The following is a 16,129-nucleotide window of genomic DNA, read 5'->3' on the forward strand; positions in this document are numbered from 1 at the left end:
ATTCAGGTTGGACTCCATTATAAGGGCAGGCTTACGTCTGCCACAATAAGGAAAATCCCGCCCGTACGGACTTCCGGCCGGCTCTGGCCGCCTACCCTTTGACCGCGCCCGCCATCATCCCCTGAACGATATACCTCTGCATGAACAGGAAGAACAGGATCGGCGGCAGCGTCACCATCACGACAGCGGTCAAGGCGTAGTTCCATTCGCTTTTGTACTGTCCGAAGAACTTGTAGGAGGCCAGCTGCAGCGTAGCTTCATTCCCGTTCAGCAGAATGAGCGGGAGCAGAAAATCATTCCAGATCCACATCACATTGAGGATGACCACCGTGCTCAGTACGGGAACCATGACAGGTACGATGATGCTGAAGAAGGATCGGTAGGGCGAGCAGCCGTCCATCGAGGCGCACTCCTCGAGCTCATACGGTATCGATTTGACGAACCCGTGTACGAGGAAAATGGCCATCGGGCAGCCTAAGCCCCAATAGACGAGCATCAGCCCCGGCAGCTGGTTGATGAGATGCAGCTCCTTCGCGAGCTTCGTGAGCGGGATCATAAACGACTGGAACGGCAGCATCATCGGCGCGATCGCCAGGAAGAAGAGCCAGCCGCTCAGCTTCGTCTTGGTCCGGCTCAGCTTGTAGCCCGCCGCCGCACCGAACAGCACGATGCCCAGCACACTTCCGAGGGTGAGCAGCAGCGTGCTCAGGAACAGCTTCGGATACTGCACGAGCTTCCACACCTGGAGGTAGTTGTCTATGAGCAGCGACTGGGGCAGGCTGAGCACACTCGTGACCACTTCTTTATAGTCCTTGAACGTATTGAGCACGACTAGATAAAAAGGGTACAGGAACACTGCCGCCGCTGCCCAGGCGGACACGCTGAGCAGGAGGGTAAGCCGCTTGCTTCTCATCACGCCTCCACCTCCCTGCTTTTGAACACTTTAACCTGGATCAAGGTAATGAGCAGGATGACCAGCACGAATACCAGCGACTTCGCTGTCGCATACCCGAACCGGTTGTTGACGAACGCTTCGTTATAGATATCCATCGTGGTGCTCATCGTCGTCCGGCCCGGTCCGCCGAAGGTCAGGGTGAAGATGATATCGAACACCTTGAGCGAGTTCGAGATCGACAGGAACAGCGCGACGGTGATCGAAGGCATGAGCAGCGGCAGCGTGATATGTACGAAGCGCTGAAGCCCGTTCGCCCCGTCAATGACGGCCGCCTCCCCCATCTCGGCAGGAATGGACTGCAGGCCCGTGATGTAGATCATCATATAGAAGCCGACCGACTGCCATACGCTCACGAAGACGACGGACAGGAAGGCCAGGGTTGGCGTACCGAGCCAGCTCCAACCGAAGAGGGGCCACAGCGTCAGCTCATGGAGCGACTGGAACGCGCTTGAGAAGATGAATTTCCAGATGAAGCCGATGATGACCAGGGACACGATATACGGCACGAAAAACGCGGCCCGGAGCATGCTGCTCCCCCGGAACTTGCGGGTGAGGACCAGGGCCAGCAGCAGGGCCGCCAGGTTGGTCGCGATCAGCGTGATGAGGCTGTACAGGATCGTGAACCGGAACGAGGCCGCCGCATCCGGATCCTCCGTGAACAATTCCTTGAAATTCTGGAAGCCGATGAACGCGATGTTCTTCGAGATTCCGTTCCACTTCGTGAACGAGTAATACAGCGACATGACAAAAGGGATCTCTGCAAACAGCAGGATCAGGATCAGCGCAGGCGCCACGAACGAAAGGAAGATTGCGAGCTCCTTACGCCGTCTCCATGCTGGGGCCATCTTCCACACTCCGATCATACTAAGGTAGGAGGCAGGGGAAACAGCCGGGGGCTACCGCACCCGGCTGACCCGCTTCTCCAAGAGACAGACAGTATTCCGCGCGGATGCTCGTTCCTGTCCTCCGTACTTTCTTTACTGCACACGGCTTCCTGAGAGCCGGCCGCACCATTCCTTGCTGCGGCTGACCGCCGGCTCATCACGGCTTCCTTTACTGGGCCGCTTTCGCCAGCTTGGCCCACGTGGTATCCAGCTGCGACACGGTCTTGGCCGCATCCGCGATGCCGCCGACATACTGCTGCAGAATCTGGCCGGCCTGCTGCTCGTAGCCGTCAGGGAAGTACCCTTTGACCCACGGATACGTCTTTCCGTTCTTGAGGTACTCGCTCGTTTCCTTGGCGAGCTGCGCGTCGGGGAACGGCGCATCCTTGATCGTCGAGATCTGCTTGACGACCTTCGGAACGAAGTTCTTCCCGTAGTCGGAGGTGGTCAGCCACTCGAAGAATTTCAGCACCTCGGGCAGGTTCTTCGAATCCTTGTGAATCCGGTAGACGATATTCGAGTCGACCATGAGACCGGCCTTGCTGCCGTCCTCCCCGACCGGATGCGGCAGGAAGCCGATATCGATGCCCGGTGTAATCTTCCGGATCGCATCCTCCGCCCAGCTGCCCTGGTGCAGGATCGCCGCCTTCCCCTGCGCGAACTCGGACACCGAGGTGTTGAAGTCCGTCTCGAGCGGCTTGCCGCTCGTGTACTTCAGCGTCAGGTCGATCAGCGGGAACAGATTGGCGAGCTCCTTCAGGTCGCTTGGCTTCTTCTTGCCTGCGTTGATCTCGCCGAACGCCGCCGCATAGTCCCCGCCGGTAGAGGCGAGAATCGGCGTCAGCGTCTGCTCGAGCACCCACCATTCCTTGTAGCCGTTGGTGAACGGGGTGATCCCTTTGTCCTTCAGCTTCTTCGCCGCCGCTTCGAGCTCGGAGTAGGTCTTCGGAAGCGCTGTAATGCCGGCATCCGCGAAGAGCTTTTTGTTATAAATAAACGAGTAGGACTGGAGAATGAGCGGGTACCCCAGCACTTTGCCGTCCAGGGTGGTGCCCGTCTTGGCGCTGTCGGCGATGTTCGCCATGAACGGCTCCTTGGTAAGATCGTAGGCGTAGTCCTGGTACGTCTTATTGTCGTTGTAGGCACCGGTCATGAAGATATCCGGAATCTCTCCGGCGTTGATCTTCGTCTTGAGCAGCGGATAGTAGTTATCCTGGTTGATGGTGACGTTCACTTTTACATGGGGATGCTGCTTCTGGTACTCCTCGGCGAGCTGGTGCATCGCGTCGGCCATCTCTGGCGAATACTGGAAAATCTCCAGCGTTACCGGCTTCGCCTCGCTCCCCGCACCGGCTGTCCCTCCGTTTGCAGCCTCCTGGCTGCCTCCGCCGGAGCCCGTCTCACTCCCGCAGCCCGCCGCCAGCATACTCAGTACCAGCAGTCCCGCCGCCGCAGACCCGATCTTAGGTGATTTCATTATTCCTGACCGCCTTTCCTAATCCAGTGGAATGCTTTTGCTTCCTTCATGTTACCTGTAAGCGCCTTCGCAGGCTATGGATTATCGTGTGGAATCGAGGGTAAAAAAGTGTCATCGCTTCGTGAGTGCACCCAATCTCTCCAGGCACGCCAAAAACTCCGGTGATCCGAAACCATGAATGAGCCCATGGGTACGGTTCACCGGAGTTTAAATGCCGGTCGATTTATGTGCTTCGCTACAACAGGGTACCTAAGAAAGCCGATCTACTGCCTGCGGGTCATTCCGCATACCCCTCACATACCTCTCCGCTTTCATCTGATTGGAATCATCGAAGGGGATAGGGGCTGCCAGGCTCATCCCAATCCAAAGGACTGCCTCCGATCCAATCTTGCCCCAGTCTGCACACCTCTACCCAGGCGGGGACACGCGGGTACTCCTCAGTCTTCTCCGCAAGAGCACGAATTCTCGTAGCGGGGGAACAGGATGTTATTCTCCAGATGGATATGCTCGAAGAGATCGGACTCCAGCTGCTCCAGCTTTTGGAACGAGACGGTGTACGTGCGGCAGGCCCCCTCCGGCAGCTGGTAATCCCCGGTCACGCTCCGCATCTCCCTCAGGATGTCTCCGACCCGGCTGTGGTCCGCCTCCAGGACATGGATGGCCTCGCCGGCCTGACGCTTCAACGCCCCATCCCCTGTGCGCTCATGAGCCAGGATCAGAGGGAATACCCGCTCCTCCTCCTGCACCAGATGCTCCTCCAGCTCCTCCTTCATGCTCGTATAGAGTCTGTGCAGCTCGACCAGCTCGGGATGGAGACCGCCGTGGACCTGTTTGATTTTGGTGACAAAATCATAGAGCACGGGAAGCTCGGATCGCAGAAAGTCGTGATGGACCTTCGTAATATGCTCAATGAGCCGCTCCGATCCGTAGGACCTCCAATCGATATCGGTACGTGCAGACCGGTCGGAAGCCTCTATGATCGCCTGAAGCCGGTCCAGGAACTCGGCCTTGTCCACCCCGCTTTTCTGCAGTACTTCCGATAACGGATGTCCGCCTCCGCAGCAAAAATCAATACGATGCTGCTTAAACAAATTGCTCGTATTCGGATATTCGGCAACGATCTCGCCTACCGTGGCTGTACCTTCAATCCATGGACTCTTCATGCTCATATCGAGACACCTCCGTGTGTAGTAAAGATCGGCTCGTTGATCTTCATGCCCCAACTATACTCTACTTGGATCAGCCGTATTGTGATTGGAACCACATTTTTGCCTCCGGCCCGCATTGTCATGGTTTCGCCTTATATTCCACCTTATCTTCGCTTTATCCCCTCAACTTCCCCTTCCCTCAGCCTCTCCTCCAATCTTCCTCCCTCACTCCTTCATCCGATTCCACCGATTCTCCAAGAACATTGTGCGTCTGCTCACCTCCCGGGATGGCGCTTGTGGGATATCATGGATGGGATAGACGCCATTACGGAAAGGGGCACTGCATATGAGAAACGAATCCACCCCCGATCATTACCACGACTATCCTTTCATTGTCATTTGGGAGGTTACCCGGGCCTGCGCGCTCAAATGCCTTCACTGCAGGGCCGAGGCCCAGTACCGGGCCGACCCCGGACAGCTGTCGTATGAGGAGGCCCTGGCGCTGATCGATCAAGCAGCCGCGATGGAACGCAGGCCGCTCTTCGTCCTCACCGGAGGAGACCCGCTCATGCGTTCCGACCTGTTCAAGCTCGCCGAGTATGCGATCCGGGACAAGGGGCTGTCCGTCTCCATGACGCCCAGCGCGACGCCGCGGGTAACCAGGGAGACCGTACGTCAGGCGAACGAGGCCGGGCTCTCCCGCTGGGCGTTCAGCCTGGACGGCTCCAGTGCGCAGATTCACGATTACTTCCGTGGCACCCCCGGTTCCTACGACATGACGATGCAGGGCATCTCCTATCTGCAGGAGCACGGCATTCCGATCCAGATCAACACCACGGTCTCGAACTATAACCTCACCGATCTCGGGGACATTGCCCGGCAAGTCGGCCGGATCGGTGCCGTTCTCTGGAGTCTGTTCTTCCTGGTGCCTACAGGCCGCGGCATGCAGAGTGATATGATCACTCCGGTACAGCATGAAGAAGTCATGCAGTGGCTGGTCGAGCTGGCCCCCCGGATGCCGTTCGGCATCAAGACGACGGAGGCGCCGCATTACCGCCGCGTAGCCGCGCAGGCCGGACCGCTTCACGCCCGGAGGGAACAGCGGGCCCCATCCTTCGTCAGGCCAGTGGATGTGCTCGGCCGGGCTCCCCGGGGGGTGGGAGACGGGGACGGCTTCGTCTTCATCAGCCACACGGGGGAGGTTTATCCGAGCGGCTTTCTTCCGATATCGTGCGGCAATGTGAAGGAAGCCCCGCTGCTGGAGATCTACCGTAATGCTCCGGTCATGCGGGAGCTCCGGGACAAGTCCCTGCTGAAGGGGCGGTGCGGTGTATGCGAATACAAGGAACTGTGCGGAGGCTCCAGGGCCCGGGCCTATGCTGTAACCGGAGACTATCTGGAGAGCGATCCGGCGTGCATGTACGTTCCCGCCAGCTATGCCCCCATGCACAGCGTCCCGCCCAGGCCGGACCTTGCCGGTCAATCCATTCAGAGAAGCCGCTGATGCCCCCTCGAATTCCCGTCACTGCCGCCGGCCTTCAACGGCCAAGACCTGCGCCGTGAGCATGAGAGATAAGCTCGCATCGAGCCTCCCCCTTCCGCCAGAAGCGCCGAAGAGGAAGGGACGAGAGTACATTACCCCCGGCGTCATGATGCATGGCGCATGATGGCTCCGGGGTTCCTTTTTTTTTGATGTACGACATGCCAGCGTTCTCTATCAGACTCTCCAGCTCCCGGAGTTCACCAGGGCTATAAGGCTCCCAGCTGCTCCTTCGCCTCAGGGGTCATCCGCTCCGGGGTCCAGCTCGGCTCCCATACCACCTCAACCTTCACCGTACCGACTTCCGGCTTGTCTTCCAAGGCACGGCGCACCCCGCCGATGATCGTATCATGCAGGGGGCACCCGGGAGTGGTGAGGGTCATCCGGATAAGCGTTTCCCCTTCCTCCGCTTGAATCTCATAGATCAGCCCCAGGTCGACCACATTCACACCGAGCTCCGGGTCGTAGACCCCTTTCAGCCATTCCCGTACCTTCTGTTCTCTTTCCATAGTCGCTCATCCTTTCTGTCATTTCCGCTTAGCTCGTCGCCAGAATTATTTGGCGAATACCCTGACAATGAGTCCCATGTACAATAGAGAGCACAGGGACAGCAGGCTCACGCCGGAAGCCGTCACCAGCGCCTCGTGCAGCCCGGTTCCCGTCATCGTGACGAGCAGACCGGCCGCCATCCCGCCAAGGCCCCACCCCGCATGCCGTTCGTTGATGAGTTCGTTCATCATGGGCACGTTCGGTCTGCCCGCCTGCGGACCGTATTTGTGCGTCCACCAGAGAAACGGGATGATCTTGGACAAGTAGCCGAGAATGGTCATCGCCACCCACCCCCAGAGCACCATCCAGCCGGACAGAAGGGTCATTGTAAGGCCCCATGCCGTGTCGGGAAAGACCGCCCATACGCACAAGAGTCCGATCACGTAAACGATCAAAGCTCCGGTCATGATCACCGTCCACTGGATTCCGGTCCCCGGCCCCTTCTTATGCTTGTGCCTGCGGATGTCCCGCATATGGAGACTGTACAGGATCAATGCCGCGAGGATCGGAAGGACGGTCAGCATCGAATAGACCGGACGCAGCCCGAGAAGAAAGAGGAAGGCTCCCGCGAGTACGCCGGCGTTCCAAAGCCGCACGATCCATCGCGGCGACTTCTCCGGGAAGCCGTGGGACAAGTAGAACATGGGGAGCATCTTGAAGCTGAAGCCGGTAATGAGCAGCCCGAACCAGCCCGTGATCCCGAGCCAAATATGCGCGTGCAGCAGTCTTTCGTGAACCGCCCCCCACCAGTTCAAAGCAAAATTCAGCCCCATCATCAGTCCGAGCATCCCGGTCAGGGCCAGATAACCCACGGCGCAGGCCGTGCTGACCGTTACCGGATTCCACAGCCGCGCTGCAAGCAGCGTCCTTCCCACATTCCATGCGAAGAGCAGAATTCCGGCGAGTGCGGCGGCCCCCCCTGCTGCGATCCAGAGCGTATCCATCCGCAGGAAGCCGGCCAGCAGGATGACCGAACCTCCCGTGAAGGCGATATAGTGGACATACCCGAGCCGCTCGCTGTGGATTCTTCTCTGGAGCACGACGTCCATCAGCTGGTATACCGCGCCCATGGCTATCATCGTCCCCCAGTCCAGCACCAGCAGGTGCAGGCGGAACCAGCCGTCGGGACTCCGCGGCGAGCCTACGGCCCATTCCCCCACGGAGAAAAGGGACAGCAGGTGGAACAGGATGAAGCTCGCCATCCCCGTGATCATAAATAACAGCGGAAGCCGAAACATGGAGTCCGCCTCCTTTTCCAAGTCAGGTTATAGGTTTCGTAATCCGGATGACCACCGAGCCGTCCGCCCGGGCAATCGCTTGATAGGCATACCCAAGCCGCTGCAGCTCTTCCATCAAAAAGACGGGCGTCCGGTCATTATGAATCGTAAGCGTTCCGCCGGGACCCAGACGCTCCAGGGCACTCAGCGTACGAACCATCGGCTGCGGAGGCTCGAGCCCCCGGTTATCAAGGTCCGCCTCTCCGCTGTGCTCTTTCACCGCGTGTTCCGCTCCGGATAGCCGCTCGCCCGTCATCTCCTGCCGGCCGGCTATCCCCTCCTCCTCCTCCTCCGCAGGCAGGTCGCTCTCCTTCGGAAGAATGGGAGCCGCCCACCCGCCCAGCTGCAGCCGGGCAAGCCTCGCCTGATCCTGGCTCTTGTGCAGGAATGCCGTGATCCAATAGCGCTCCCCCACTTCCTCCGCTGCATAAGCGTAACCCTTCAGCTTCATCAATCCGAACAAGGGCACCGGCTTGATCGTTGCATGCAGCAGCAGCATCTCCTCCCTGTTCAGTTCTTTCACGGTCTTCATGATGAGCTGGAAGGGATCCAGCTTGCGGTTCAAATACGGTCTTACATCGAGCTGCCTGATGTTCTCCTGCTCCTTCATACGCCTGATTCCCTCCTGCCCTGCATAACGGCTCCAGTCGGCCCGTTCCCCAGAATCCCCTGCACCATCGTACGTTTTTGCCGCATTCCGTCTCCCCCTTGAGAATGGTTATCAATAATCTCAGTATAGCGGAGGGCTGCAGGAAAGGTTGTGCGCCGGATCACAGCGAATGCGCTGCATTGGGGTGATCCGAATCATAGCCGGGAACCCCCGCCGTCTGGTATCGTATCGCTGTCAACACATCGAACGTGAAAGTGGGTGCCGCTGCCATGCGGAACATGCCTAAACATATCGTCATCATCGGAGGGGGCATTACCGGTCTGACGGCCGCCTATACCTTGAACAAGCGTGCCGCCCGGGAGAACCGGATGCTGCAGTTAACCTTGATCGAACGGGACGCCCGCCTGGGCGGTGCGATCCGGACACTGAGAAGGGACGGCTTCGTAATCGAACAAGGACCCGACTCCTTCCTGTCCCGCAAACCCGAGACGCTGCTCCTCGCCAAGGAGCTCGGGCTGGAGGATCAGCTTGTAGGGCTGAACCCGGCGGCGGGGCGCAGCTATATGTACCGGAATGGCCGGCTGCAGCCTATGCCGGAGGGGTTGTCCATGGGGATCCCCACCCGGATCCTTCCTTTTCTCGGGACAGGGCTGCTGTCCCCAACGGCAAAAGCGCGTGCAGCGCTGGACCTTATGCTGCCGCGCCGCATCGGGTCTGGAGATGAGCCGCTGGGCGAGCTGATCGGAAGGCGCATGGGGCGGGAGGTGGCGGACTACCTCGTTGGCCCGATCCTTGCCGGCATCTATGCGGGTGACGTGCACCAGCTCAGCACGGCCGCCACCTTCCCCCAGCTCCTGTCCCTGGAAGCGCGCTGGCGCAGTCTCATCCTGGGCATGCTGGCATCGAAGAACATGCCAAAGACCACCGGCCGCGGCCCGAGCGGCGCTGAGCTCCCGCCCCATCTGCACGGCAGTCTGTTCCTCACCTTCCGCACAGGACTCGCCGCCTTAGTGGAACGCTTGACGGAAGCGCTCATCCGCCGGGGCACGGTCATCCGGCAGGAGACTTCCGCGGCATCCATCCGGCACGGGACAGAGCCCGGGAGCTCCTGCCGCGTGACCTTATCGGATGGAACCGAGCTGCACGCGGATGCGGTCATCCTGGCGGTTCCCGCGCATGCAGCCGCCAAGCTGCTTCGGGGACGGTCGACGTCCCTGAACCGCAGCCTGGCCTCCATCCACGGCGTATCCGTCGCCAATGTGGCCCTTGGGCTGGACAGCAGCAGGCTGCGCGCACCACTGAGGGGTTCGGGCTTTGTTACGCCCCGAGGCGGCGGGCTCCGGATCACGGCCTGCACCTGGACGTCGGCCAAGTGGCCTCACACCGCTCCGCCCGGCCGGCTCCTGCTCCGCGCTTATCTGGGACACGCTGGCGATGAATCCCACTGCGAGCTGGGGAACGAGGTGCTGACGGAAGCGGTCTGTGAGGACCTCGGGCGCATCCTCGGCGAGAAGATCCGCCCCGATTTCAGCGTGGTATCGAGGCATCCGGACTCCATGCCCCAATACTTATGCGGACACCTGGACCGGCTGCAAGGCATCGAATCCGAGCTGGCGGCGCAGTGGCCGAATGTCGTGGTCGCCGGCAAGTCCTACAGGGGGACGGGCATGCCGGACTGCATCCGCCAGGGAATGGAGGCGGCGGAGAAGCTGAAGCTGTAGCCTATATCAGGGGACCGGTCTCCATGGACCCAAACGGACACCTGGACCGGCCGTACGGCATCGAAAGGGCATTGTTGGTGTTTCGGAACATGTCCCATGCTCCCCGACTTGAGTTTGCCATCACAAAGCAAGCCCAGTTACGCACGCCCAGTGCCCGAAGTTCACCGAACGGGTGACGCGGCGGCCGAATGACGTGATCGAGGGCAAGACCTGCAGGTTATGGGGGGCCGAACTGCATCTGCACAGGTGCCCAGGAAGGAACAGCACCGGATCGCCCCTAGGGCACATCCGGTGCTGCTTCATATTACGCCGTATGGAAATTTTGGGTCGACACCGGCCCCGGAGCCCAGCACTCCAGGAAAGCATGGTCAGGACACCGCATCGCCCTCATGGTACGACTCCAGAATGCCGCTCGCGAAATTCCTTTGTCTTGCTGTACTAAACTGCAGTTCTCTTGCGTATAGTGTTCCGTCTCCTGCACAACTGGACCTAAGTCCAGTTCCCTCCTTCCCTTCGGATGGGCGATAGGCTAAGATGGAATATGTTAACATACAAACAAGCTGACAAATGAAGGGAATTTTGAAAGGAGCTCCACCATGCAAATGAGTCGGTACATAGTAGGCACCTTGCTGATCCTCCTGGGGGCAGGCTTGTTCCTGAACCAGGGGCATCCGATGGGGATCGGCACCATCTTCGAGTATTACTGGGCGAGCTTGTTCATCCTGCCGCTGGGGTTGTTCTTCCACTGGCTGTACTTCTCCATGACCGCGCCGCGGGCCTCCGGGCTCCTCATTCCCGGCGGGATCCTGATCACCGTCGGGATCGTATGCCAGATCTCCATGCTGTTCGACGCTTGGGGCGTCATGTGGCCCGGCTTCGTCCTGGCGCCGGCCGTCGGCCTCTTCGAGTTCTACCTGTTCGGCAGCCGCAACCGGTACCTGCTCATCCCGGTCAGCATTCTAACCGTGGTTTCCCTGCTGTTCTTCACCGTCTTCACGCTGGGCACCCTTCTGACCAAGCTGAGCGGCCAAGGACCCATCGTGGCGATCGTCCTCATCGTGATCGGGGCTTATGCGCTGCTCGGCGGCAAAAAGCAGAGCGTGTAAGCACACGCAGTAGTAAGCGGTTTTAGGAACATACGCAACCAAAGCCGGTTAGCATCCGCTAACCGGCTTTGGTTGTTCTTCATATACGAGGGGAACACCTACAGACCGATCCCCCTGTTCATTCGAAATAAAGGAAATACGATGCCTTATTGGGTATTTCCGGCATTTCCCGGATTCTAGCGGAACTCAGGTACGTTACCAGTGGTTTTTTCCTTCGAAACCAGCTTCAACCCTCGAAATAGCGAATCTCAGTTCCTCTATGATCAAAATCCCTCTTTGGAAGAAGAGCATAACGCATCGGAGTTCCGCTATCTCAGTTTTCTCCGGCTGCATCTGGAAATAGTCTTCACTCCGAGAAAGTTAGGACTCGCTGAGCGGCTTGCCCCATGGCTACACGACCGGCAGCAGTCCCGCCTCTCCTTGTATGCTGCTTCGCGAATCCATGCTCCCTCACCTATTTCACGCTACCGGATGGGTATCTCTCGTTAACTTCCTTTGTGAGCCCGTACCCGCCATTCTTTTCCGCTTCCCGACGAAGATGTCGAACGCGGAGCCTAAGTCCCTGCCCGGATGATCTTCTTGAACGCCTTGGGCTCCGACTGCATGAGCAGTCCCGTTTCTCCCGCAACGTTTCCATGGGCGCGCGTTGAAGTCAATCGGCTTCCGGATACCCTTCTGTCCCACATACCGAAGTGGATGATCTGCCGAAAGGCCGGAGATACATGGCGACAGATGGATCTGCTCCGCCCTTCTTGGCGTTACAAGGTTTGTTTGTCCATTCCCCTTGTCCTGTAAAAAGCGGAGCTTTTACTTCAATTGCTCCCGCGTTTGCTCGTCTGCTTCTTCAGCCTCTCAAAGCGGGTTACGGCTTCTGCTCCCCCCGTGCGCAAACGTCGAGCGGCAGCCTGTAGACCTGTTCTCTGCCCGACATTTGGCTTGTCGGGATAAACCCGGTGCTGGCGTACAGCTTCAGGGCATGACGATTGTCCGGATGCACGCTGAGCCGGATCTCCGTACATCCTGCAAACCGGCTGCGGATGAGCTGTATCATTCGATGAAGGGCCGCCCGGCCGTATCCCTTGTATTGGTGGCGGGCATCAATTAGGAATCCGTTCAGCCAGTACATGTCGTTCGTCCCCTCTTCGTAGGCCAGCATAACGAATCCTACCAGCTGCGACCCTGCATAGATAGCAAATGGTTCATACTCTACCAGATCCCCATCCGGTTTGATATATACTTTGGCCAGTGATACCGCCGCCGGCGGGACGAACCCGACCTGTTGTTCCTTTACCTGTAGGTTCAGCGCCTCAAGCCAGTTCTCTCGGGTAACCGGCCGAAGGGATATGTCCGCTGTCATATTCATCTTGTCCCCCTTTGCTCAGCTGCATCTACCTTATTAATGCACGAACAGAGGGAGCAGGCACCAGAGAAAGGTTGATTATAACGGTACTTTCGTTACCCGACACTCCACATCTGCGGCAGCTCCATCCTCATCATGGGTCTGGGCTATCTCGCCATCTCCTTTCATTCCTTACCGCATAGCCTATAGCCGCCCGCACCCCACATTTTTGGATTAAACCTGTATCGTTTCAAATATTCCCGAGTCACATCACCCAGCCTCCTTGCGTACTCCCATTTCCGCTGCATATCGGACGGCGTTCTCTTTGGATGATGCAGCAGTTCGTACCATAAAAACAGAAAAAACCGCACCAGGCGGTTTTTTCTACAGGAGCACATGGCCAAGTGAAATCTGGAGCATGGCACCTTCCTTATTCTGTTAGGCGAGCGAGGCTTCTGGCTTCGCTTCTGCTTTCACCGCGAACAGCGCCTCAGGCTGCGCTTCCGCCTTTATCGCGACTGCTGGCTTCGCCTCCGGCTTGGCCGCGAATAGCGCCTCCGTCTTCAAGCTGGCTGCGCCCGGCAGCACCAGAGCCGCCGTCAAGGCTGCGCCTGCGATCCACTTGATTCCTTTTGCCCTCATGTTCTTCGTACCATTCGTGTGTTTCATTGTTTATTCCTCCTTGGCTCGCGTTGCTGAATGTATCATATCCCAAGGAGGAAGAGCTTTCTGTTGCAAACCATACGAAAAAACCGTGAAAAAACAAACAAACCCTTTTCCCGTCTATCCAGCTGGAGAGGACTGCCGTTTACTTGAACAGGTTCCTCTCCGCTTCGATGCGGGATTCCTTCGACGACTCGCCCATCCGCCAGTAGACGATGAGGCTGAGAGCAATACAGGCCGCCACATAGTAATAAAACAAGGGCTCATAGCCGATGCTCTTGCACCACAGCGCGATGAACTCCGCCGTGCCTCCGAACACGGCCACCGTGACGCCGTAAGGGAACCCGACGCCGAGTGCCCGGACTTCGGTCGGGAACAGCTCCGCTTTGACGATCGCATTAATGGAGGTGTATCCCGTGACGATGACCAGCCCCGCCATCATGAACAGGAAGGCTTCCACCGGTGTCTGCGATCGCTCCAGGAGCAGGAACAGCGGAACGGTCAGCAGCGTACCGAGGATGCCAAAGCCGAGCAGCAGCGGCCTCCTTCCGACGCGGTCGGACAGTGTACCGGCCAGCGGTTGAAGCCCTACGAAGAGCAGCAGCGCCCAAAAATTAATCCAGCTGACCGTCTCCTTCGGCAGGCCCACCGTGTTGACCATGAATTTTTGCAGATATGTCGTGTACGTGTAGAAAGCAACGGTCCCGCCGAGAGTCAGGCCGACGACTGTAAGGACGGCCCTCGGGTGCTTCATCAGCGCCTTGATCGTTCCCGCGCTCGTGCGGCTCTCCTTCCCCATGCGCTCGAACTGCTCGGATTCATCCATCGTGCGCCGGAGCCACAGCACGGCGAGGGCACCCAGCGCGCCGATGACGAAGGGAATGCGCCAGCCCCAGGCTTTCATATCCGGCTCGCTGAGCAGCTGCTGGAGGATGATCTGGACGCCCAGCGCCACGAGCTGCCCGGCAATCAGCGTAACGTATTGGAAGCTCGAGTAGAAGCCGCGCCGCCCGCTGCTCGCCATCTCGGACAAGTACGTCGCCGACGTGCCGTATTCCCCGCCGAGCGACAAGCCTTGGAGCAGACGGGCCAGCACCAGAATGACAGGTGCCCATAGACCGATCGTGCCGTACCCCGGCGTGCATGCGATGATCAGCGAACCGCCGGCCATGACGGTGATCGACAGCGTTAACGCTGCACGCCGTCCGTGACGGTCGGCATACCGGCCGAGCAGCAGACTGCCGATGGGGCGCATCAGGAACCCGACGGCGAAGATCGCCGCCGTATTGAGCAGCTGGCTCGTCGGGTCGCCCTTTGGGAAGAACTCGGACGAGAAGTACACCGCGAAGGCGGTATACACATACCAGTCGTACCACTCGATCAGGTTGCCGATCGAGCCCTTGAAGATGTTGCCTGTGATGCGGCGGGTGTTTGCCGATTCCATGTGTTGTGCCATCCACTTTCTCCTTTCCGCTTCGGGCCTAAGGATCCATACAGACATGCTCCTCCCTATACTTATTCAACACCTTTGCGCTCATGATCCCATTCTTAGGAAAATAAAATAGCCTGCAGTCTCAAAAAGCCCCCTCCTCCCATTTCTTCAGCACAATCACCGCATTATGGCCTCCGAAGCCGAACGAATTCGACATGCCTATGTGAAGTTCCGCGCTGCGCGCCGTATTGGCGACCACGTTCAGACCGCACTCGGGGTCCGGCTGCTCCTGATTCGTCGTCGGCGGTATGATGCCGTGCCGCAGGCTCTCCACCAGCGCGATCGCCTCCGCCCCGCCGGCAGCGCCCAGCATGTGGCCGGTCATCGACTTGTTGGCCGTCACGGGAACCACGCCGGCATGCTCGCCGAATACCTTCTTGATCGCCAGGGCCTCGGACCGGTCGCCGAGCTCCGTGCTCGTCGCATGCGCACTGATGACGTTCACTTCCCGTGCCTGCAGCCCCGCCTCCGCCAGCGCGGCCTGCATGGCCAGCGCCGCGCCCCGGCCTTCCGGATGGGTGGCAACCATGTGATACGCATCCGAGCTCGCGCCATACCCGATCACCTCAGCCAGGATCTCCGCTCCCCGCCGCCTGGCATGCGTGAGGCTCTCCAGCACGAGGATGCCGGCGCCCTCCGCGATCACGAAGCCGTCACGTCCGGCATCGAAGGGGCGGCTGGCCCGCTCGGGCTCGCTGTTGCGCGTGGAGATCACCGATGCACTGCTGAAACTGGCCATGGAGATCTCCGTGACCGCCGCCTCCGCACCTCCGGCGACAACCACGTCCGCCGCACCGAAGCGGATGGCCCGGAACGCCTCCCCAATGGCCGTATTGCCGATCGAGCAAGCGGTGACCGGCGCCAGAGAGGGTCCCTGCAGGTCCCAGCGCATGGAGATGGCCGCGGCCGCCATATTCGTGATCATCATGGGAACGAGCGTCGGGCTCACCCGCCCGGGTCCGCGTTCGAGCAGGATCCGGTCCTGCTCCAGCAGCGTCTGAATCCCCCCGATGCCGGATCCCACATAGACGCCCGTCCGTTCCTTGTTCAGCTCATACCTGAGCAGCCCGGACTGCTCAAGCGCCTCTTCCGCTGCCGCCAGCGCAAATTGGCAGAAGCGGTCCATTTTCCGGGCTTCCTTCCGGCCGAACCGCCCTTCCCCGTCGAACCCTGCGACACTTCCAGCGATCCTGCCCTTGTAAGCGGTGGTATCGAATGCCTCGATCTTCTTTATTCCCGACCTGCCTTTCACGAGTCCGTCCCAAAAGCTGCCGACTTCTTGGCCCAGCGGCGAGATGATGCCCATGCCTGTAATCACTACCCGTTCCATATCCTTGTCCTCCTTCAGTTTTCCCTGCTCTCTCACTA

Annotated in this window: 14 protein-coding genes; 3 read left to right on the forward strand and 11 right to left on the reverse strand. The window is 59.2% G+C overall.

Annotated elements, in window-relative coordinates; translation table 11 throughout:
• Positions 1-91: 91 nt before the first annotated feature.
• The 4 genes from ACP26L_RS21355 to ric all read right to left on the reverse strand — a co-directional run bounded on the left by ACP26L_RS21355 (position 92) and on the right by ric (position 4,485).
• A complete protein-coding gene (locus ACP26L_RS21355; protein WP_426446179.1) occupies positions 92-913 on the reverse strand; it encodes a carbohydrate ABC transporter permease in 822 nt (273 codons plus the stop codon).
• Positions 913-1,800, reverse strand: coding sequence for a carbohydrate ABC transporter permease (locus ACP26L_RS21360; RefSeq protein ID WP_426446181.1), 888 nt, complete (start codon positions 1,798-1,800; stop codon positions 913-915). The genes ACP26L_RS21355 and ACP26L_RS21360 overlap by 1 nt, the downstream gene beginning before the upstream one ends.
• A 208-nt stretch (positions 1,801-2,008) precedes the next feature.
• Positions 2,009-3,316 (reverse strand): ABC transporter substrate-binding protein, encoded by a 1,308-nt coding sequence (locus ACP26L_RS21365; protein ID WP_426446183.1) that lies wholly within the window; start codon positions 3,314-3,316, stop codon positions 2,009-2,011.
• A 437-nt stretch (positions 3,317-3,753) separates the two neighbouring features.
• Positions 3,754-4,485: an iron-sulfur cluster repair di-iron protein gene (gene ric, locus ACP26L_RS21370; protein ID WP_426446185.1), complete on the reverse strand. Its 732-nt coding sequence runs from the start codon at positions 4,483-4,485 to the stop codon at positions 3,754-3,756.
• A gap of 325 nt (positions 4,486-4,810) precedes the next feature.
• On the opposite strand from ric, the gene ACP26L_RS21375 reads away from it, so the two are divergent.
• The gene (locus tag ACP26L_RS21375) at positions 4,811-5,968 is read left to right on the forward strand and encodes a TIGR04053 family radical SAM/SPASM domain-containing protein (protein ID WP_426446187.1); all 1,158 of its coding nucleotides are present in this window, start codon (positions 4,811-4,813) and stop codon (positions 5,966-5,968) included.
• Between the two features lie 245 nt (positions 5,969-6,213).
• Here the strand turns inward: ACP26L_RS21375 and ACP26L_RS21380 are convergent, their stop codons facing one another.
• From ACP26L_RS21380 to ACP26L_RS21390, 3 genes are read right to left on the reverse strand one after another with little or no spacing between them, the layout of a single operon-like run.
• Complete coding sequence (locus ACP26L_RS21380; protein WP_426446189.1) at positions 6,214-6,513, reverse strand: metal-sulfur cluster assembly factor; 300 nt, start codon at positions 6,511-6,513, stop codon at positions 6,214-6,216.
• Between the two features lie 45 nt (positions 6,514-6,558).
• On the reverse strand, positions 6,559-7,791 hold the full coding sequence (locus ACP26L_RS21385; RefSeq protein ID WP_426446191.1) for a hypothetical protein: 1,233 nt from the start codon (positions 7,789-7,791) through the stop codon (positions 6,559-6,561).
• Positions 7,792-7,813: 22 nt separating this feature from the next.
• Positions 7,814-8,440 (reverse strand): DUF2249 domain-containing protein, encoded by a 627-nt coding sequence (locus ACP26L_RS21390; RefSeq protein ID WP_426446192.1) that lies wholly within the window; start codon positions 8,438-8,440, stop codon positions 7,814-7,816.
• 278 nt (positions 8,441-8,718) lie between these two features.
• Here ACP26L_RS21390 and hemG point away from each other — a divergent pair, with 278 nt between their 5' ends.
• A complete protein-coding gene (gene hemG, locus ACP26L_RS21395) occupies positions 8,719-10,161 on the forward strand; it encodes a protoporphyrinogen oxidase (RefSeq protein WP_426446193.1) in 1,443 nt (480 codons plus the stop codon).
• A 602-nt stretch (positions 10,162-10,763) separates the two neighbouring features.
• Complete coding sequence (locus ACP26L_RS21400) at positions 10,764-11,267, forward strand: hypothetical protein (RefSeq protein ID WP_426446194.1); 504 nt, start codon at positions 10,764-10,766, stop codon at positions 11,265-11,267.
• An 862-nt stretch (positions 11,268-12,129) separates the two neighbouring features.
• Here ACP26L_RS21400 and ACP26L_RS21405 read toward each other — a convergent pair.
• The 4 genes from ACP26L_RS21405 to fabF form a co-directional block, all read right to left on the reverse strand.
• Positions 12,130-12,624 carry a GNAT family N-acetyltransferase gene (locus tag ACP26L_RS21405; protein ID WP_426446196.1) on the reverse strand — a complete coding sequence of 165 codons (495 nt, stop codon included), beginning with the start codon at positions 12,622-12,624 and terminating at the stop codon, positions 12,130-12,132.
• Between the two features lie 420 nt (positions 12,625-13,044).
• Complete coding sequence (locus tag ACP26L_RS21410) at positions 13,045-13,275, reverse strand: hypothetical protein (RefSeq protein WP_426446198.1); 231 nt, start codon at positions 13,273-13,275, stop codon at positions 13,045-13,047.
• 139 nt (positions 13,276-13,414) lie between these two features.
• The gene (locus ACP26L_RS21415) at positions 13,415-14,725 is read right to left on the reverse strand and encodes an MFS transporter (protein WP_426446200.1); all 1,311 of its coding nucleotides are present in this window, start codon (positions 14,723-14,725) and stop codon (positions 13,415-13,417) included.
• A gap of 118 nt (positions 14,726-14,843) precedes the next feature.
• The gene (gene fabF / locus ACP26L_RS21420) at positions 14,844-16,091 is read right to left on the reverse strand and encodes a beta-ketoacyl-ACP synthase II (protein WP_426446202.1); all 1,248 of its coding nucleotides are present in this window, start codon (positions 16,089-16,091) and stop codon (positions 14,844-14,846) included.
• Positions 16,092-16,129: the final 38 nt, after the last annotated feature.

This window comes from Paenibacillus sp. S-38 (genome assembly GCF_049942825.1).
Lineage (GTDB): Bacteria > Bacillota > Bacilli > Paenibacillales > NBRC-103111 > Paenibacillus_G.